The organism is Streptomyces sp. NPDC046887 (genome assembly GCF_040644755.1).
Lineage (GTDB): Bacteria > Actinomycetota > Actinomycetes > Streptomycetales > Streptomycetaceae > Streptomyces > Streptomyces lichenis.
In genome coordinates, this window is record NZ_JBEYXH010000008.1 from 84,485 (window position 1) to 102,876 (window position 18,392).

Here is an 18,392-nt window from a genome sequence, read left to right on the forward strand (position 1 = left end):
CTTCCGGATCTCGGGCCCCTCCGCCGCTGCCGAGGGAGTCCGAGCGCGCCGTTCCCGAGCGCGCCACAACGCCGCAGGACGCAGGCACACAGGACACAGGCAGGCAGGACGAAGGCGACGTCGGACGAGGACGGCGCCGGACGAAGGGGGAGAGACCATGGCCGGAACCATGGCGGACGGCGGGGACGCGGCCGACCGGCGGCGGGCCGGACCGCTGATCGTGACCGAGGACGCCGAACTGCTGGACGATCTGCTGCGGCTGTGCGCGGCCGCCGGTGCCCATCCGGAGGTGTACCACTCGGTCCCCGAGCGGCGGGCGAGCTGGGACGCGGCGCCGCTGGTGCTGGTGGGCGACGACGCGGCGGACCGCTGCCGGGGCGCGGCCCGGCGCAGCGGGGTGCTGCTCGTCGGACGGGACCAGGACGACCCGGGAGTGTGGCGCCGCGCGGTCGAGATCGGCGCGGACTGCGTACTGCGGCTGCCCGACGCCGAGAGCTGGCTGGTCGACCGGATCGCCGACGGCGTGGAGGGCGTGGGGCGCCAGGCCCTGACCATCGGGGTGATCGGCGGCAGCGGCGGTGCGGGGGCGTCCACCCTCGCCTGCGCCCTGGCGGTCACGGCGGCCCGCGAGGGCAGGCGCACCATGCTGGTGGACGCCGATCCGCTGGGCGGCGGGCTGGATGTGCTGCTCGGCGGGGAGCAGGCGCAGGGCATGCGCTGGCCCGACTTCGCCGCCTCGAAGGGCCGGGTGGCCGGCGGCGCCCTGGAGGAGTCGCTGCCCGCGCTGCACGGGCTGAGGGTGCTCAGCTGGGACCGGGGCGAGACGGTGGCCGTCGTGCCGGAGGCGATGCGCTCGGTGCTGGCGGCGGCGCGCAGACGCGGTGGCGTGGTGGTCGTGGATTTGCCGCGCCGGATCGACGACACGGTGGCGGAGGCGCTGGCCCAGGTCGATCTGGGGCTGCTCGTGGTCCCGGCCGGGCTGAGGGCCGTGGCGGGTGCCCGGCGGGTGGCTTCCCTGGCCGGAATGGTGGTGCGCGATCTGCGGCTGGTGGTGCGCGGGCCGTACGCCGCCGGGGTGGACGAGGAGTGGGTCGCGGGCGCCCTCGGGCTGCCGCTCGCCGGTGAGCTGCCCGTCGAGCCCGGTCTGCGGGCCGCGCTGGACGCGGGGGAGGCTCCGGGCGGCAGCGCCCGCAGCCCACTGGGGCGGTTCTGCTCGGCCTTCTGGGAGCGCGCCCTCGGGGCCGTCACGGCGGAGGACCGGTCATGACGGCCGCGCTGCTGGACGCCGTACGGCAGCGGCTGGTGGAGAGCGGGGCGGACCCCACACCGGCGGGTGTGGCGGCCGCGCTCCGGGCCCAGGGCCGGCTGCTGGGCGACGCCGAGGTGCTCGGCGCCGCGGCGGAACTGCGGTGCGAGCTGGTCGGTACCGGCCCGCTGGAGGCGCTGCTCGCCGATCCGGCGGTGACCGATGTGCTGGTGTCGGCGCCGGACCGGGTCTGGGTGGACCGGGGCGCCGGACTGGAGCTGTCGGCGGTGGTCTTCCGGGACGCGGCGGCGGTACGCGGTCTGGCCCGGCGGCTGGCCGGTGCGGCGGGCCGGCGACTGGACGACGCCCGGCCATGGGTGGACGCCCGGCTGCCGGACGGCACTCGGATGCACGCGGTGCTGCCCCCGGTGGCGGCGGACTGCACCTGCCTGTCCCTCCGGGTGGTCCGCCCCAGGGCGTTCACCCTGGCGGAGCTGTCCGCCGCCGGGACGGTGCCACCGGGCGGCGAGCGCTGTCTGCGGGCAATGGTCGACGCCCGGGTCTCGTATCTGGTCAGCGGCGGCACCGGCTCAGGCAAGACGACCCTGCTGGCCTCGCTGCTCGGACTGGCGGGGGAGGGGGAGCGGATCGTGTTGGCCGAGGACTCCGCCGAGCTGCGCCCCGCCCACCCGCATGTCGTACGCCTGGAGGCCCGCCCGCCGAACCAGGAGGGCGCCGGACAGATCACGCTCCGGGACCTGGTGCGCCAGGCGCTGCGGATGCGGCCCGACCGGCTGGTGGTCGGCGAGGTCCGTGGATCCGAGGCGGCTGACCTGCTGGCCGCGCTGAACACCGGCCATGACGGCTGCGGCACGGTGCACGCCAACACCGCCGCCGATGTGCCGGCCCGTCTAGAGGCCCTGGGCATGGCGGCCGGCCTGGACCGCGCGGCGCTGCACAGCCAGCTGGCGGCCGGACTCGCGGTGGTGGTGCACATGGTCCGCGGCCGGGACGGGCGGCGGCGGGTGGCCGAGCTGCACGTCCTGGAGCGCGACCGGTACGGGTTGGTGGCCACCGTCCCGGCGCTGAGCTGGGCGGCCGAGGGGTTCCGCCGGGAGCGCGGCTGGGAGCGGCTGCGGTCGCTGTTCGGGGGTGAGGGCACATGGTGAGCGGACCGGCGCTGGGGCTGAGCGGGATGGGAGGAGTGGGGCCTCCCGCCGGGTGGCTCCCGTGGGCGGCGTCCGGGACCGGAGTGCCGGACCGATCGGTGTACGCGGCGGTGTGCGCCGGGGCGGCCGCCTGGCTGCTGCTCGACCGCGGCCGGGCCCGGAGGCGGGCCGGGCTGCTGTTCGCCGGACCGGGAGCGCCTCCGGCTGTCACCTGGCCCGGCGCCTGGCAACGCTGGTGGTCGGTGCTGCGGGCCCGTCCGGAGTGGCTGTGCCTGCTCCTGGGCGCGGCCCTGGGGTTGGCGGGTGAGTCCGTGATCCCGCTCCTGGCCGGTGCCGCCGCGGTCCCGCTGGTGGGGCGGCGGCTGCGGGCCAGGGCCCGGGCCCGGATGCGGGACCGGCGGGCGGACGCGGTGGTGGCGCTGTGCGGGGCGATCGCGGGCGAGCTACGGGCGGGAGCGCAGCCGGCCGCCGCCCTGCGCTGGGCGGCCGGGGCGACCGAGGCATTGGGACCCGACGAGGCGGCGGTGCTCGCGGCCGCACGGTTCGGCGGCGATGTCCCCGAGACCCTGCGGCAGGCCGCCCGCCGGGAGGGAGCCGACGGACTGGCCGGGCTGGCCGCCTGCTGGCAGGTGGCGGTGGACGGCGGCGCCGGACTCGCCGGCGGGCTGGACCGTCTGGAGGCCGCTCTGCGGGAGCACCGGGACCAACGGGAGCGATTGCGTGCCCAGCTTGCCGGGGCCTGGGCGACGGCCACCCTGCTGGCGCTGCTGCCGGTGGTCGGCCTGGTGATGGGCTGGGCACTGGGCGCGGACCCGCTGGAGGTCCTGCTCCACACCCCCGCGGGCCTCGGTTGCCTGGTCGTCGGAGGTCTGCTGGAAGCCGCCGGACTGTACTGGGCGGCGCGGCTGGTGCGCGCGGCGGTGGGGCCATGAGCGGCGACCGGGTGTCCGGCCTGCTGACGGCGGTGGCGTTGCTGTCCGCGGCGGCCTGCGGCTGGTGGAGCATCACCGCGCACCGGCGCCGCCGCCAGGTCCGGCGGCGGCTCGCCCGTCTCGGCGGGGCCGCCTCGGGGCCGGGAAGTGGGCGGCCCTCGGGCGGATGGTGGTCGGGACGCCTGCGCGGGGCTGTGCATCGGGCGGCGCCGCTGGGGGCGGGGGTGGCCGCCTGGGCGCTGGTCGGCGGAGTGCCGGGCTGTGTGGTCGGGGTGGCGGCCGCGTACGGGATACGGCGCTGGCAGCGGCGGCCGCGGGCGGACGGTGACGCGAAGGACCAGGCGGCGGTGGCTCGTGGGCTTCCCCTGGTGGCGGACCTCCTCGCGGCCTGCCTCGCCGCCGGGGCGGGGCCACGGGAGGCCGCAGCGGCGGTCGGCGGGTCGCTGGGCGGCCCGGTCGGCGACCGGCTCGCCCATGCGGCGGCCGAGCTCCGGCTGGGCGGCGAACCAGCCGAGGTGTGGGGGCGCTTCGGTGAACTGCCCGGCGCACGACCACTCGCCCGCTCCCTGGAACGGGCCGGTGCCTCGGGAGCGCCCGCCGCCGACACGGTCGCCCGGCTGGCGGCCGGACTGCGGGCGGAGCAGGCCCGGGCCGCGGCGGCCCGTGGACAGCGGGCGCAGGTGCTGATCACAGCCCCGGTGGGCCTGTGCTTCCTGCCCGCGTTCCTGGCCATCGGAGTGGCCCCCGTCGTCATCGGGCTGGCGAGCTCCCTGATGTGAGCCCCCGTGGGGCGGGTGGCCAAGGCATGGCCGGCGAGGCGGACAACGACGACATGGACAGCGACATGGATAGCGAAACGGCGGTACGACCCATGGAGGTGGGCGCGATGTGGATGGTTGCGGTGCACGGGGGCCGGGCCCTGGTGGCACGGGTGCGCGCAGTCAGCGGAGTCGGCGGAGGTCACGGAGACAGGGGCATGACGACATCGGAATATGCCATGGGCACGATCGCCGCCTGCGCCTTCGCGGCGGTGCTCTACAAGATCGTCACCAGTGACATGGTGTCGCAGGCGCTGAGCTCGGTGATCGGCAGGGCGCTCGATGCCTCGTTCTGATCGTGGCTATGTCACGGCCGAGGCGGCCGTCGCCCTGCCGGCACTGGTGTTCTTCACCTTGGCCCTGGTGTGGACGCTCACCGCGGTGGCGGCGCAGATCCAGTGTGTGGACGCGGCCAGGGCGGGAGCGAGGGCTGCGGCCAGGTCGGAGCCCTCGGTGGCGGTGGTGGCCGCCGCCCGGTCCGCGGCACCGAAGGGCGCCCGGGTGGCGGTGGGCCGTAGCGGTGATCTGTGGCGGGTACGGGTGTCGGCGCCCGCTCCCGGGCCGGACCTGACGTCACTGCGGCTGAGCGCGGAAGCCGTTGCCGCGGCGGAGGACACCGGGGCGGTGATGCCATGAGCGTGCGGGGGCCGGCCGGCGGCCCCGGGGCGGACCGTGGTGCGGCGACCGTGTGGACGGCGTTCGCGGCCGTGGTGCTCTGCGCGGTCTTCGCCGCCGTGCTGGCCCTGGGGCAGGTGGTCGCCGCTCGGCACCGGGCCGGTGGGGCGGCGGATCTGGCCGCCCTGGCGGCGGCGGACCGGGCGCTGCGGGGCCGTACGGACGCCTGCGCGGCCGCTGCGCGGGTGGCGGCGGCCCAGGAGGCGGAGCTGGTCCGGTGCGCCCTGAGCGGTGAGGTCGCCGAGGTGGCGGCCCGGGTCCGCTTGGGACCGTACGCCACAGCCGTCACCTCCCGGGCGGGGCCTTCGGCGACCGGCTCCCGAGGCCCCGGGCCTCCGGCCGTCACCTCCCGCGCGGGACCTCGACAGCTAGCTCTCGACCAGGGCCTCCGGCCGTCAGCTTCCGGGCGGGGCCTCGGGAGCCTCCCGGAGGAGTTCGGTGAGGAGCCGGACGGCACCGCGCTTGTGCAGGGGTTCGTTGCCGTTGCCGCACTTGGGCGACTGGATGCAGGAGGGGCAGCCGGCCTCGCACTCGCAGGAGGCGATGGCGTCGCGGGTCGCGGTCAGCCACTCGCGGGCGGTGTGGAAGGCCCGCTCGGCGAACCCGGCGCCGCCCGGGTGGCCGTCGTACACGAAGACCGTCGGCAGCAGGGTGTCCGGGTGCAGCGGCACCGAGACCCCGCCGATGTCCCAGCGATCGCAGGTGGCGAAGAGCGGAAGGAGGCCGATGGAGGCGTGTTCGGCGGCGTGCAGGGCCCCGCCGAGCTGCTCCGGGTTCACCCGGGCGGCGTCGAGCTGGTCCTCGGTGACGGTCCACCACACCGCGCGGGTGCGCAGGGTCCGGGGCGGCAGGTCGAGCTTGGTCTCGCCCAGCACCTCACCCGTGATCAGCCGGCGGCGGAGGAAGGAGACGACCTGGTTGGTCACCTCGACCGAGCCGTAGCAGAGCCGGCCGGCCCCCCAGGGGACCTCGGTGTCGGTCTCCAGCACCGAGATGGCCGTGGTGTCCCGGGCGGTGGTGGAGTACGGCGGACTGGCCTCCTCCACCAGCGCGACGGACTCCTTGAGGTCCAGCCGCCGCACCAGATAGCTGCGCCCCATGTGCAGGTGGACGGCTCCCTCGTGGACCGCGGCGTGCGAGGCGGCCTCGTCCACCGTGCCGAGCAGCCGTCCCGTACCGGACTCGACGATCTGCACCGGGCTGCCGCCCGCGCCGCGGATGTCGGCCAGGTCGGCGGCGCGCTCCCGGCGGGTCCAGTACCAGCCGGAGGACCGCCGCCGCAGCAGACCGGCCGACTCCAGCTGCGGCAGCAGGGCCTTGGCCTCCCGGCCGAAGAGGGCCAGGTCGGCCTCGGTGAGCGGCAGCTCGGCGGCGGCCGCGCACAGATGCGGGGCGAGGACGTAGGGGTTGTCCGGATCCAGCACCGTCGACTCCACGGGGCGGCGGAACAGCGCCTCGGGGTGGTGCACCAGGAAGGTGTCCAGCGGGTCGTCCCGGGCCACCAGCACCGCCAGGGCGCCCTGCCCGGCGCGCCCGGCCCGGCCGGCCTGCTGCCACAGCGAGGCGCGGGTGCCGGGATAGCCGGCGATCACCACGGCGTCCAGGCCCGACACGTCGATGCCCAGCTCCAGGGCCGTGGTGGCGGCCAGGCCCAGCAGTTCGCCGGAGTGCAGGGCGCGCTCCAGGGCCCGGCGCTCCTCGGGGAGATAGCCGCCCCGGTAGGCGGCCACCCGCGGCGGCAGCGAGCGGTCCACCTCGGCCAGCCGCTCCTTGGCGATCACCGAGATCAGCTCGGCGCCGCGCCGGGAGCGGACGAACGCCACCGAGCGCACGCCCTGGACGGTCAGGTCGGTGAGCAGGTCGGCGGTCTCGGCGGTGGCGGTCCGCCGTACCGGCGCCCCCTGCTCGCCCTCCAGTTCGGTGAGCGGGGGCTCCCAGAGGGCGAAGACCAGCTCGCCGCGCGGGGAGGCGTCGTCGGCGACCTCGGTCACCGGCAGCCCGGTCAGCCGCCCGGCGGAGGCGCCCGGCTCGGCCGAGGTGGCGGAGGCCAGCAGGAAGACCGGAGAGGAGCCGTACCGCTCGCACACCCGGCGCAGCCGCCGCAGCACCTGGGCGACATGCGAGCCGAAGACACCCCGGTAGGTGTGGCACTCGTCGACGACCACATAGCGCAGGGCGCGCAGGAAGGAGGACCAGCGGGGATGGGCCGGGAGTATGCCCCGGTGGAGCATGTCGGGGTTGGTGAGCACGTAGTTCGCGTACTGGCGGACCCACTCCCGCTCCTCCACTGGCGTGTCCCCGTCGTACACCGCGGGCCGGATCCGGTTGCCCAGCGGGGCGGTCAGCGAGCGCACCGAGCGGCGCTGGTCGGCGGCGAGCGCCTTGGTGGGGGACAGGTACAGCGCGGTGGCGCCCCGGCCGTTGGCCGCCTCGGACCCGTCCAGCAGCGTGGAGAGGACGGGCGCCAGATACGCCAGGGACTTGCCGGAGGCGGTGCCGGTCGCGATGACCACGGACCGCCCGTCCAGGGCGAGCTCGGCGGCTTCCGCCTGGTGGGCCCACGGGTGTTCGATCCCGCACTCCCGGATGGCGGAGATCACCTCGGCCCGGATGCGGTCCGGCCACACGGCATGCCTACCCGTTCGCGGGGGCAGGTGCTCCGTATGAGTGATGCGCGTAGCCCGGTTCACCCCTGCGGTGAGCCGGTCGAGGACCTCGCCGGGGGAGGGACGAAGGTCCTGGGTCCCGGCGGGTCGACTGGGGCGGTGATTCATGGCCATCGGCACCGAGTGTGTCACCGGCGTGACGGACAATGGGCCCAAGGCGTCGTGCATGCCTGTTGGTAAGTGATTGAATGCCATCGCGGCTGGCGATCCGCCCTCCGGCTCCGTCCCGGAGATCCGAGGGGCCGACCGCTCGATAGCAAGGTGCTGGAGGACTCGTGGACCTGTCCCTGTCGACTCGCAATGTGTCCGGCCCTGGTGGCGACCGTACGGTCGTCGAGGTCGGTGGCGAGATTGATGTGTATACCGCGCCGAAGCTGCGCGAGCAGTTGGTCGAGTTGGTGAATGACGGCAGCTACCACCTGGTTGTCGACATGGAGGGCGTGGACTTCCTCGACTCGACCGGTCTCGGCGTACTGGTGGGTGGCCTGAAGCGCGTGCGCGCGCATGAGGGCTCGCTGCGTCTGGTCTGCAACCAGGAGCGCATTCTCAAGATCTTCCGGATCACCGGTCTGACCAAGGTCTTCCCGATCCACACCACGGTCGACGAAGCGGTCGCGGCGACGGACTGATCCTCAGCGGCTCGGCGGGACCGGTCCGGGCCGGGTTTACGGCCCCGGCCGGTCCCGGCGTCCGTTCCGCCCGGCGCCCGGGCGGGCACCGGCGCGGCACTTGCTGCTCGTACTGGTGTCCAGTCCCGGGCACGGGTCGTCCGCGGCCCGGTCATGCCCAGACCGGGGCCGGTACGCGGTCTGGGGAAACGATTTCGTGGGGGCGGCCGGAGCCGGAGCAGCCGCGTCGCTGCACAACCGGCCGGGATTCTGGGAAGGGGCAGGGGTACCGGACATCCAGTCCGGTCCGCTGAGACGCACACTCGCACGCCCGAGGGGGACCGTATGGCCACCGTTGAACTCCGCTTCAGCGCTCAACCGGAACACGTCAGGACCGCCCGTCTGGTCGCGGCCGCGGTGGCGCGCCGGGCAGGGGTCGACGAAGCCGTACTCGACGAGGTCCGTCTCGCCGTCGGCGAGGCCTGCTCGCGCGCGGTCGGACTGCACCGCAGCAACCAGGTGACGGAACCCGTTCGGGTGGTTCTCACCGAGGAGGAGAAGACCTTCTCCATCGAGGTCGGCGACGGGGTGCCGGGCGCGGGTGTCGCGGCCGCCGACGCCGCCGGGGTGCCCGGGACGCGTACGGCGGCCCCGGATACCGGGTTCGACGACGCCGAGGGCCGGGACGAGATGGGCCTCGCCGTGATCAGCGGACTGGTGGACGACGTGGAGGTCTCCGCCGGTGAGGGCGGGGGCGTGATCCGGATGACCTGGCCGGTCAGCCCGGGTGCGGGAGTTCCTGGCGCGGCGGGGGCGGCCGGGATGGGCGGCACCGCGGGCCCGGTGCTCTGAGCTGCCTGGCTTCCCGGGGCGATATCCGAAAGCGGGCCTCCGAGCGCGGTATCCGAAAGCGGGCTTCCGAGCGCGGTATCCGGAGCGGGCTTCCGGGCGCGGTATCCCGGGCGGTATCCAGCGGCACCCCTCGTCGGGGTGCCGCTTTTGTGTGCGGTGGCGGGTCTCCGTATCCCGGTCGCCGCCCCGTCTTGGCACTTCCGAGTGAATTAACGGCCGGAAAGTCGTACGGAACGGTCATCGGCGGTCAGTCCTGTTCTGATCCGTCACGTCCGTCATGCGCCGTGCTCGCCTCCGACGTCGTGATCGTTTCCGACGTCGAGGAGGAGGACGTATGGCGGGGCCGTCCACACCGTCCGTCGCCCAGTTCGCCGCCACAGACTCCGTCGCCACAGACTTCGCCACCACACACTTCGTCGGCGCTGAGGTTCCCGTACCGCTCGCCGCGGCGGTGCTGACCGAGGGCAACCGGCTGATCGTGATCGTCGTCGGTGCCGTCGCCCTGGCCGCACTGCTCGTCGCCTGGCTCTTCGCCCGGCAGGTGCTGGCGGCGGCCACCGGCACCGAGGCCATGCGGCGGATCGCGGAGGCCGTGCAGGAGGGCGCCAACGCCTATCTCGCCCGCCAGCTCCGCACCCTCGCCGTCTTCGCCGCCGCCGTGTTCTTCCTGCTTCTGCTGCTGCCCGCGGACGACTGGCCGCAGCGGGCCGGGCGTTCGCTGTTCTTCCTGGTCGGCGCGTTGTTCTCGGCGACCACCGGGTACCTCGGGATGCGGCTGGCGGTGCGCAGCAACGTACGGGTGGCGGCCGCCGCGCGGGAGGCGGGGCCCGGCGACCCCTCCACGGCCGCGCACCGGGCGACCCGGATCGCCTTCCGTACCGGTGGCGCGGTCGGGATGTGCACCGTGGGCCTCGGCCTGCTCGGCGCGGCCTGTGTGGTCCTGGTCTACGCCGCCGACGCGCCCAAGGTGCTGGAGGGCTTCGGCCTCGGCGCCGCCCTGATCGCCATGTTCATGAGGGTGGGCGGCGGGATCTTCACCAAGGCCGCCGATGTCGGCGCCGACCTGGTCGGCAAGGTGGAGCAGGGCATTCCGGAGGACGACCCGCGCAACGCCGCCACCATCGCCGACAACGTGGGCGACAACGTCGGGGACTGCGCGGGCATGGCCGCCGACCTCTTCGAGTCGTACGCCGTGACGCTGGTGGCGGCGCTGATCCTCGGCTCGGCGGCGTTCGGCGACCACGGACTGGCGTTCCCGCTGATGGTGCCCGCGATCGGGGTGGTGACGGCGGTGATCGGCATCCTCGCCGTCACCCCGAGGCGATCCGGCCGAGGCCGGGCCCGGGGCGCGATGTCCGCGATCGACCGCGGCTTCGCCGTCTCCGCGGTGGTCTCGCTCGCCCTGGTGGCGGTGGCCGCCTTCGTCTATCTGCCCGACTCCTACGCCGAGCTGGCCGGGGTGACCGAGGGCGCGGTCCGCCGCCATGGCGGCGACCCGCGAGTCCTGGCCCTGGTCTCGGTGGCCATCGGCATCGTGCTCGCCGCCCTCATCCAGCGGCTGACCGGCTACTTCACCGAGACCAGCCGCCGCCCGGTCCGGGACGTCGGCCGCTCCTCGCTCACCGGCCCCGCCACGGTCGTCCTCGCGGGCGTCTCGCTGGGGCTCGAATCGGCCGTCTACACGGCGCTGCTGATCGCGCTGTCGGTGTACGGGGCGTTCCTGATCGGCGGGTCCTCGATCATCCTGGCCCTCTTCGCCGTGGCGCTGGCCGGGACGGGGCTGCTGACCACGGTCGGCGTCATCGTCGCCATGGACACCTTCGGGCCGGTCTCCGACAACGCCCAGGGCATCGCCGAGATGTCCGGTGACGTGGAGGGGCCGGGCGCCCGGGTGCTCACCGACCTGGACGCCGTCGGCAACAGCACCAAGGCGATCACCAAGGGCATCGCCATCGCCACCGCCGTCCTGGCCGCGTCCGCGCTCTTCGGCTCGTACCGCGACGCCATCGCCACCGCCGTGGCCGACGTCGGCACGGACGCGGTGTCCCGGGCGGACCGGCTGACGCTCTCCATGGACATCTCCCAGCCCAACAACCTGGTGGGGCTGATCCTCGGCGCGGCGGTCGTCTTCCTCTTCTCCGGACTGGCCATCAACGCGGTCTCGCGGTCGGCCGGCTCGGTGGTCTTCGAGGTGCGCCGGCAGTTCCGGGAGCGCCCCGGGATCATGGACTTCAGCGAGAAGCCGGAGTACGGACGGGTCGTGGACATCTGCACCCGGGACGCCCTGCGCGAGCTGGCCACCCCGGGCCTGCTCGCCGTGATGGCGCCGATCGCGGTCGGCTTCGCCCTCGGCGTCGGCGCGCTGGGCGCGTATCTCGCGGGCGCGATCGGCGCAGGCACCCTGATGGCGGTCTTCCTGGCCAACTCCGGGGGCGCCTGGGACAACGCGAAGAAGCTGGTCGAGGACGGCCACCACGGTGGCAAGGGCAGCGAGGCGCACGCGGCCACCGTCATCGGGGACACCGTGGGCGACCCGTTCAAGGACACCGCGGGCCCCGCGATCAACCCGCTGCTGAAGGTGATGAACCTGGTCGCGCTGCTGATCGCCCCGGCTGTCGTACGGTACGCCTACGGGGATGACGCCAGCCCGGTCGTCCGGGCGGTGGTCGCGGCGCTCGCGCTGGCCGTGATCGTCGGCGCGGTGTGGGTCTCCAAGCGGCGGTCGGTGGCCGTGGACGACTCCGGTACGGCGGCCCGCCGACAGCCGCCTGCGTCCGCCCCCCGGCCGTGAGGCTTCTCTCCCTTGGTGCAAATGGTGGGAAAGGCGTACGGAAGGGTCATGTGCCGCCGGGTGCCGCCCATCCGGCGTGTAAGTTCCCGGGCCGAGAGCCTTCGAAGGGACCAATCCGGTGAACAAGAAGCTTGTGGCCGCGCTGTCCGGCGGTGCGGTACTGGTGCTCACGCTGGCGGGCTGCAGCGACGAGGACAACGGCGACGGGAAGGTGAACGCCTGGGCGCAGAAGGTGTGCGACACCGCCCAGCCGCAGATCCAGAAGCGCGCCAACGCCCAGCAGGCCATCATCTCCACGGCCGCCGACGGCAAGCCCGCCGACGTGCAGACCGCCGACTCGAAGGCCTTCCAGGACATCGCCGACGCCAACCGCTCGCTGGCCAAGGGCATCGAGGCCGCCGGAGTCCCGCCTGTCGACCAGGGTGACACGGTCCAGCAGGACGCGGTGAAGGAGCTCAACGCCACCGCGACCGCGTACGACGGCCTGAAGAAGCAGGTGGACGCGCTGGACCCGAAGAACCAGCAGCGGTTCGCGGACGGCCTCCAGACGGTCGCCGCCGGTCTGCAGAAGATCGAGAAGATGGACCAGGACGCCCTGTCCAAGCTCCAGTCCGGCCGACTGGGCCAGGCGATGGCCAAGCAGCCCGGCTGCCAGAAGGCCAAGGCCTCCATCGCCCCCACCCCGCAGTCCGCCAAGCCGGGAGGGTCGGCCTCGACCGACGCGGACCCGTCCAAGGGCCCGTCCACCGCGCCCTCCGCTAAGGACGGCGAGAAGGACAGCTCCGACCAGGAGTAGGTGCCGCCGCCGACCCGGAGCGCGCCCCGGCCCCGCCAGGCCCCGGCCCGCCCCGCCAGGCCCCGGCCCCGCCAGGCCCCGGCCCGCCCCGCCCCAGGGCACCCCCCGGCCCCGGCACCCGACGGTCTTCCGCCGCCGGGCGCCGGGGTGTTCGCATGCCGTCATACGGGATGAGTGTGCCGCCGTACCGGATGAGTGTGCCGCTCGTACGGGATGAGTGTGCCGCTCGTACGGGATGAGTGTGCCGTCGTACGGGATGAGTGTGCCGTCGTACGGGATGAGCGGGCCGTCGTACGGAGGAGGGGGCCGGGCGGATTGTCAGTGGCTGCGGTCACAATGAATCCCGTGAGTACGACGAGTCCTTCCGCCGAGAGCCCCGCCGCCGGTCTGCCGGTGCCCGACCACGCCGCCCGGCTCCGCGAGGCCCTGCTCGCGGCGGGCTTCACCGCCGACGGGCTGCTGGAGCTGCTCGGCGCGTCCGCGTACGCCGCGCTGGCCCGCAGCGAGACGGTCCCGGCCCTGCGCGCCACCCGGGAGGACGGCCCGCTGGCCGCGCTGGTGCGGCTCTTCCTGCTCCAGCGCCCGGTCGGCCGGGCCCGTGCCGCGGCCGTACTGCCGCTGGACGAGGCGCTCGCCGACAGCTGGCTCCGCGAGGAGGGCGACGAGATCCGGGCCACCGTGGACATCCGTCCCTACGGCGGCCCGGAGGGCCAGGACTGGTTCGTCGTCTCCGACCTCGGCTGCGCGGTGGGCGGCGCCGGCGGGGCGAACGGCCGCGACGAGGGCGTGGTCCTCGGCGTCGGCGGCGCGTCCACCACGCTCGCCGGCATCACCGTCCGTACGCCGGTCGGCTCCGCGCTCGACCTGGGCGCCGGCTCCGGCATCCAGGCCCTGCACGCCGCCCAGCACGCCACCCGGGTCACGGCCACCGATCTGAACCCCCGCGCGCTCGCCTTCACCCGGCTCACCCTCGCGCTCTCCGGCGCACCCGAGGCCGAGCTGCGCACCGGCTCCCTCTTCGAGCCGGTGGAGTCCGAGACATACGACCTGATCGTCTCCAACCCGCCGTTCGTGATCTCGCCCGGCGCCCGGCTCACCTACCGGGACGGCGGCATGGGCGGCGACGAGCTGTGCCGGACCCTGGTCCAGCAGGCCGGCGACCGGCTCAACGAAGGGGGGTACGCCCACTTCCTGGCCAACTGGCAGCATGTGGCGGGCGAGGACTGGCAGGAGCGGCTGCGCTCCTGGGTGCCGCGCGGCTGCGACGCCTGGATCGTCCAGCGCGAGGTGCAGGACGTCACGCAGTACGCCGAGCTGTGGCTGCGGGACGCCGGGGACCACCAGGGCGATCCGGAGCGGTACACCGCGCGGTACGAGGAGTGGCTGGACGAGTTCGAGGCGCGCGGGACCAGGGCCGTCGGCTTCGGCTGGATCACCCTGCGCCGGAGCGCGGCGGCCGCCGAGCAGCCCTCGATCACCATCGAGGAGTGGCCGCACCCGGTGGAGCAGCCGCTCGGCGAGGTGGTGCGGGCGCACTTCGCCCGCCAGGACTATCTGCGCACCCAGGACGACGCCGCCCTGCTCGGCGACCACTTCGTGCTGGCCGCCGAGGTGGTGCAGGAGCAGGTCGGGCTGCCCGGCGCGGAGGATCCGGAGCATGTACTACTCCGTCAGAACCGCGGTATGCGGCGCGCCACCAGGGTGGACGCGGTGGGCGCGGGCTTCGCGGGCGTGTGCGACGGGACGCTGAGTGCGGGCCGCATCCTGGACGCGATCGCCCAGCTGATGGGCGAGGACCCGGTGCTGCTCCGCGACCGTACGCCCCAGGCGATCCGGCTGCTGGTGGAGGAGGGCTTCCTGGAACCGGCCGCGACCACCCCAGCGCCCTGACCGCCGCCGGCTGCCGCCGCCCGCACCACCACCGCGCCCTGACCGGGCCTCAGGCCATCGGGTTTCACCCCACCGGCGCCCCGTCGCTCCCGGCTCCGGGCGGGTGAAGTCCGGCCGGGACCCCCGTGCCGTTCACGCGCAATTCGCGCCCTCGACGCCCTGAGGTGTCAGCCTCGCCCTCGGGGCAACCCTAGGGTCATCGAGGAACGGGGTACGGCATGGAGAGCGGACCGGCCATCTTCGCCGGCACGGCGTTCAGCCTCTTCGGGGCGGGTCTGCTGCTGTGGACGGGCGCCCGGGTACTGCACCGCGCCCCGGTCGTCTACGGGGTGCGGCCGGCCGCCGCCGCCACCTTCGCGGCCAGTCTCGGCGCGGCCTTCATGATCCTCGGCGTCTGGTGCTTCGGCCGGATCTGACCGCGGCCGCCACCAGTACCCTTCGCCCCACCACCCCGTACACCGCATCAGCACTCACCGGCTACCGCCGGCCCGCGCCCGCCCCTCCCTGACCAGCTCGCCCCTCTCCGACCAGCTCGCACGCCCGGCCCCGCTCCCGGCAGCTCCCAGCGACCCCCACCGGCTCCCATCGGCCCGGGTGGCGGACGGACCCGGGACACTACCCGAGCCACCGGCCCGAGGCGGCCAAAATGATCGGATCCGCAGTCCAGAGACCGCCCGAGGGCGATCCGAGGCCGGTCGGAAGGTGACGAGAAGGGAGTCCGGGCGGCAGGAATGCCCGGAGTCGGGTTACCGTTCGAGTGGCCGTTGCGGGCTTTTGCCGTTTGACACGGGGGCGGGTTGTACCGTCACACTCCGCAGCGACAGCCGCGTCGGCGTACGGCTTGACCACCGTGAGCCGACGGCAGTGCCCGCGCACAGCAGGAGCCGTACGCGGGCGGCGCCACCGCACGGAGCCGTACGCGGCGGCGCCACCGCACAGCGCCGCAGCCGTGCGGCCAGCAGTGCGGTGAGGTGAGCGCACCGCTGAGGTGATCGCACCGCGCCGCACGTGCCCCAGAGTGTCGACCGGAGAGAAGAGCGAAGTTGTCCCCGACCAGCGAGACCGCGAACGGCGGCCGCCGACTCGTCATCGTCGAGTCGCCTGCCAAGGCGAAGACGATCAAGGGCTATCTCGGGCCCGGCTATGTCGTCGAAGCGAGCGTCGGACACATCCGCGACCTCCCGAACGGTGCCGCCGAGGTGCCCGAGAAGTACACCGGGGAGGTTCGGCGGCTCGGGGTGGACGTCGAGCACGACTTCCAGCCGGTGTATGTCGTCAACTCCGACAAGAAGGCCCAGGTCCGCAAGCTCAAGGAGCAGCTGGCCGAGTCCGACGAGCTCTTCCTCGCCACCGATGAGGACCGCGAGGGCGAGGCGATCGCCTGGCACCTGCTGGAGGTCCTCAAGCCCAAGGTCCCGGTCCACCGGATGGTCTTCCACGAGATCACCAAGGACGCGATCCAGGCCGCCGTCGCCAACCCGCGCGAGCTGAACAAGCGGATGGTCGACGCCCAGGAGACCCGCCGCATCCTCGACCGCCTCTACGGCTACGAGGTCTCGCCGGTGCTCTGGAAGAAGGTCATGCCCCGGCTGTCGGCCGGCCGGGTGCAGTCCGTCGCCACCCGGCTGGTGGTCGAGCGGGAGCGCGAGCGGATCGCGTTCCGCTCCGCCGAGTACTGGGACCTCACCGGCACCTTTGGCACCGGCCGCGCCGGTGACCCGACCGACCCGGCGACCCTCACCGCCCGCCTCGCCTCGGTCGACGGCCGGCGGATCGCCCAGGGCCGCGACTTCGGCCCGGACGGCCGGCTCAAGTCCGACCAGGTGCTGCACCTGGACGAGGCGAACGCCCGCGCGCTGGCCGCCGCGCTCGCCGACACCTCCTTCGCGGTCCGCTCGGTCGAGTCCAAGCCGTACCGCCGCTCCCCGTACGCGCCGTTCCGCACCACCACGCTCCAGCAGGAGGCGAGCCGGAAGCTCGGCTTCGGGGCGAAGGCGACCATGCAGATCGCGCAGAAGCTGTACGAGAACGGCTTCATCACCTATATGCGTACGGACTCCACCGTGCTGTCCGACACCGCGGTCACCGCCGCCCGCGCGCAGGTCACCCAGCTGTACGGGGCCGACTACCTGCCCTCCGCGCCGCGCGTCTACGCCGGCAAGGTCAAGAACGCGCAGGAGGCGCACGAGGCGATCCGCCCGTCCGGCGACCGCTTCCGCACCCCGGCCCAGACCGGGCTGACCGGCGACCAGTTCCGGCTCTACGAGCTGATCTGGAAGCGGACCGTCGCCTCCCAGATGAAGGACGCGGTCGGCAACTCGGTCACCGTGCGGATCGGCGGCCGGGCCGCCGACGGCCGGGACGCCGAGTTCAGCGCCTCCGGCAAGACGATCACCTTCCACGGCTTCATGAAGGCGTACGTGGAGGGGGCCGACGACCCCAACGCGGAGCTGGACGACCGCGAGCGCCGGCTGCCGCAGGTCGCCGAGGGCGACCCGCTGTCGGCCGAGCAGATCACCGTGGACGGACACGCCACCAAGCCGCCGGCCCGCTACACCGAGGCCTCGCTGGTCAAGGAGCTGGAGGAGCGCGAGATCGGCCGCCCCTCCACGTACGCCTCGATCCTCGGCACCATCCTGGAGCGCGGCTACGTCTTCAAGAAGGGCACCGCGCTGGTCCCGTCCTTCCTCTCCTTCGCCGTGGTCAACCTGCTGGAGAAGCACTTCGGCCGGCTCGTCGACTACGACTTCACGGCCCGGATGGAGGACGACCTCGACCGCATCGCCCGCGGTGAGGCGCAGGCGGTGCCGTGGCTGAAGCGGTTCTACTTCGGCGAGGGCGCCGCGACGGTCGCCGGGGCCGCGGCCGCGGACGCCGGGAACGGCGACGGCGACCACCTCGGCGGGCTGAAGGAGCTGGTCACCGACCTGGGCGCGATCGACGCCCGGGAGATCTCGTCCTTCCCGGTCGGCGAGGGCATCATGCTGCGGGTCGGCCGCTACGGCCCGTATGTCGAGCGCGGTGAGAAGGACTCCGAGGGCCACCAGCGCGCCGACGTCCCGGAGGACCTGGCGCCCGACGAGCTGACCGTGGCCTACGCGGAGGAGCTGCTCGCCAAGCCGAGCGGCGACTTCGAGCTGGGCACCGACCCGGTCAGCGGCCACCAGATCGTCGCCAAGGACGGCCGCTACGGCCCGTACGTCACCGAGATCCTGCCCGAGGGCACCCCGAAGACCGGCAAGAACGCGGTCAAGCCGCGCACCGCCTCGCTCTTCAAGTCGATGTCCCTGGACACGGTGACCCTGGACGACGCGCTGCGGCTGATGTCGCTGCCGCGGGTGGTCGGCACCGACGCCGAGGGCGTGGAGATCACCGCGCAGAACGGCCGCTACGGCCCGTACCTCAAGAAGGGCACCGACTCCCGGTCCCTGACCGAGGAGAGCCAGCTCTTCACCATCACCCTGGACGAGGCGCTGGCGATCTACGCCCAGCCCAAGCAGCGCGGCCGGGCCGCCGCCAAGCCGCCGCTGAAGGAGCTGGGCAACGACCCGGTCAGCGAGAAGCCGGTGGTGGTCAAGGACGGCCGCTTCGGCCCGTATGTCACCGACGGCGAGACCAACGCCACTCTGCGGACCGGCGACAGCGTGGAGACGCTGACGCCCGAGCGCGGCTTCGAGCTGCTGGCGGAGAAGCGGGCCAAGGGCCCCGCGAAGAAGACCGCCAAGAAGGCGGCGAAGAAGGCGCCGGCCAAGAAGGCGCCCGCGAAGAAGACGGCCACGGCGGCCAAGACCGCCGCGACCAAGAAGACCGCCGCCAAGAAGACGACGACGGCGGCCAAGAAGACCACGGCGGCGAAGAAGACCGCCACCGCGAAGACCACCGCCGCGAAGACCGCCACCGCGAAGACGGCCTCCTCGGAGGACTGACCACCGGTCTCAGTCTCGTACGC

General features: G+C 74.0%; 14 protein-coding genes and 1 pseudogene. 14 read left to right on the top strand and 1 reads right to left on the bottom strand.

Going from position 1 to position 18,392, the window contains the following annotated elements; genetic code table 11:
- The first annotated feature begins 157 nt into the window (after nucleotides 1–157).
- The 7 genes and pseudogenes from ssd to ABZ945_RS10970 form a co-directional block, all read left to right on the top strand.
- A complete protein-coding gene (ssd, locus tag ABZ945_RS10940) occupies nucleotides 158–1,267 on the top strand; it encodes a septum site-determining protein Ssd (protein WP_361266902.1) in 1,110 nt (369 codons plus the stop codon).
- Nucleotides 1,264–2,415 carry a TadA family conjugal transfer-associated ATPase gene (locus tag ABZ945_RS10945; RefSeq protein ID WP_361266904.1) on the top strand — a complete coding sequence of 384 codons (1,152 nt, stop codon included), beginning with the start codon at nucleotides 1,264–1,266 and terminating at the stop codon, nucleotides 2,413–2,415. The genes ssd and ABZ945_RS10945 overlap by 4 nt, the downstream gene beginning before the upstream one ends.
- 83 nt (nucleotides 2,416–2,498) lie before the next feature.
- Nucleotides 2,499–3,347 carry a type II secretion system F family protein gene (locus ABZ945_RS10950; RefSeq protein WP_361266906.1) on the top strand — a complete coding sequence of 283 codons (849 nt, stop codon included), beginning with the start codon at nucleotides 2,499–2,501 and terminating at the stop codon, nucleotides 3,345–3,347.
- Nucleotides 3,344–4,126: a type II secretion system F family protein gene (locus ABZ945_RS10955; protein ID WP_361266908.1), complete on the top strand. Its 783-nt coding sequence runs from the start codon at nucleotides 3,344–3,346 to the stop codon at nucleotides 4,124–4,126. Before ABZ945_RS10950 ends, ABZ945_RS10955 begins: the two co-directional genes overlap by 4 nt.
- A gap of 92 nt (nucleotides 4,127–4,218) precedes the next feature.
- Nucleotides 4,219–4,461 carry a DUF4244 domain-containing protein gene (locus ABZ945_RS10960; protein ID WP_361267135.1) on the top strand — a complete coding sequence of 81 codons (243 nt, stop codon included), beginning with the start codon at nucleotides 4,219–4,221 and terminating at the stop codon, nucleotides 4,459–4,461.
- On the top strand, nucleotides 4,448–4,801 hold the full coding sequence (locus ABZ945_RS10965) for a TadE family type IV pilus minor pilin (protein ID WP_361266910.1): 354 nt from the start codon (nucleotides 4,448–4,450) through the stop codon (nucleotides 4,799–4,801). Before ABZ945_RS10960 ends, ABZ945_RS10965 begins: the two co-directional genes overlap by 14 nt.
- Nucleotides 4,798–5,133 (top strand): annotated as a pseudogene (locus tag ABZ945_RS10970) (Rv3654c family TadE-like protein); the annotation flags it as partial. The gene ABZ945_RS10965 and the pseudogene ABZ945_RS10970, both read left to right, overlap by 4 nt.
- A 102-nt stretch (nucleotides 5,134–5,235) precedes the next feature.
- Here the strand turns inward: ABZ945_RS10970 and ABZ945_RS10975 are convergent.
- Nucleotides 5,236–7,701 carry a DEAD/DEAH box helicase gene (locus ABZ945_RS10975; protein ID WP_361266912.1) on the bottom strand — a complete coding sequence of 822 codons (2,466 nt, stop codon included), beginning with the start codon at nucleotides 7,699–7,701 and terminating at the stop codon, nucleotides 5,236–5,238.
- A gap of 80 nt (nucleotides 7,702–7,781) precedes the next feature.
- On the opposite strand from ABZ945_RS10975, the gene ABZ945_RS10980 reads away from it, so the two are divergent.
- The 7 genes from ABZ945_RS10980 (at nucleotide 7,782) to topA (ending at nucleotide 18,369) form a co-directional block, all read left to right on the top strand.
- A complete protein-coding gene (locus tag ABZ945_RS10980) occupies nucleotides 7,782–8,135 on the top strand; it encodes an STAS domain-containing protein (protein WP_003967428.1) in 354 nt (117 codons plus the stop codon).
- A 324-nt stretch (nucleotides 8,136–8,459) separates the two neighbouring features.
- The gene (locus ABZ945_RS10985; RefSeq protein WP_361266915.1) at nucleotides 8,460–8,966 is read left to right on the top strand and encodes an ATP-binding protein; all 507 of its coding nucleotides are present in this window, start codon (nucleotides 8,460–8,462) and stop codon (nucleotides 8,964–8,966) included.
- 334 nt (nucleotides 8,967–9,300) lie between these two features.
- Nucleotides 9,301–11,757, top strand: coding sequence for a sodium-translocating pyrophosphatase (locus ABZ945_RS10990; RefSeq protein WP_361266917.1), 2,457 nt, complete (start codon nucleotides 9,301–9,303; stop codon nucleotides 11,755–11,757).
- A 118-nt stretch (nucleotides 11,758–11,875) separates the two neighbouring features.
- Complete coding sequence (locus ABZ945_RS10995; protein WP_361266919.1) at nucleotides 11,876–12,553, top strand: small secreted protein; 678 nt, start codon at nucleotides 11,876–11,878, stop codon at nucleotides 12,551–12,553.
- A 336-nt stretch (nucleotides 12,554–12,889) separates the two neighbouring features.
- Complete coding sequence (locus tag ABZ945_RS11000) at nucleotides 12,890–14,443, top strand: methyltransferase (RefSeq protein WP_361266921.1); 1,554 nt, start codon at nucleotides 12,890–12,892, stop codon at nucleotides 14,441–14,443.
- A gap of 218 nt (nucleotides 14,444–14,661) precedes the next feature.
- Nucleotides 14,662–14,859: a hypothetical protein gene (locus ABZ945_RS11005; protein WP_361266923.1), complete on the top strand. Its 198-nt coding sequence runs from the start codon at nucleotides 14,662–14,664 to the stop codon at nucleotides 14,857–14,859.
- 627 nt (nucleotides 14,860–15,486) lie between these two features.
- Entirely contained in the window at nucleotides 15,487–18,369 is a 2,883-nt protein-coding gene (topA, locus tag ABZ945_RS11010; RefSeq protein WP_361266925.1) for a type I DNA topoisomerase, read from the top strand.
- Nucleotides 18,370–18,392 lie beyond the last annotated feature (23 nt).

Bases quoted from the DNA above. Each gene is read 5' to 3' on its own strand.
- ABZ945_RS11000 (WP_361266921.1), top strand. From the start codon at position 12,890: ATGAATCCCGTGAGTACGACGAGTCCTTCCGCCGAGAGCCCCGCCGCC.
- ABZ945_RS10965 (WP_361266910.1), top strand. From the start codon at position 4,448: ATGCCTCGTTCTGATCGTGGCTATGTCACGGCCGAGGCGGCCGTCGCC.
- ABZ945_RS10990 (WP_361266917.1), top strand. From the start codon at position 9,301: ATGGCGGGGCCGTCCACACCGTCCGTCGCCCAGTTCGCCGCCACAGAC.
- ssd (WP_361266902.1), top strand. From the start codon at position 158: ATGGCCGGAACCATGGCGGACGGCGGGGACGCGGCCGACCGGCGGCGG.
- ABZ945_RS10960 (WP_361267135.1), top strand. From the start codon at position 4,219: ATGGAGGTGGGCGCGATGTGGATGGTTGCGGTGCACGGGGGCCGGGCC.
- ABZ945_RS11005 (WP_361266923.1), top strand. From the start codon at position 14,662: ATGGAGAGCGGACCGGCCATCTTCGCCGGCACGGCGTTCAGCCTCTTC.
- ABZ945_RS10945 (WP_361266904.1), top strand. From the start codon at position 1,264: ATGACGGCCGCGCTGCTGGACGCCGTACGGCAGCGGCTGGTGGAGAGC.
- ABZ945_RS10955 (WP_361266908.1), top strand. From the start codon at position 3,344: ATGAGCGGCGACCGGGTGTCCGGCCTGCTGACGGCGGTGGCGTTGCTG.
- ABZ945_RS10985 (WP_361266915.1), top strand. From the start codon at position 8,460: ATGGCCACCGTTGAACTCCGCTTCAGCGCTCAACCGGAACACGTCAGG.
- ABZ945_RS10975 (WP_361266912.1), bottom strand. From the start codon at position 7,701: ATGGCATTCAATCACTTACCAACAGGCATGCACGACGCCTTGGGCCCA.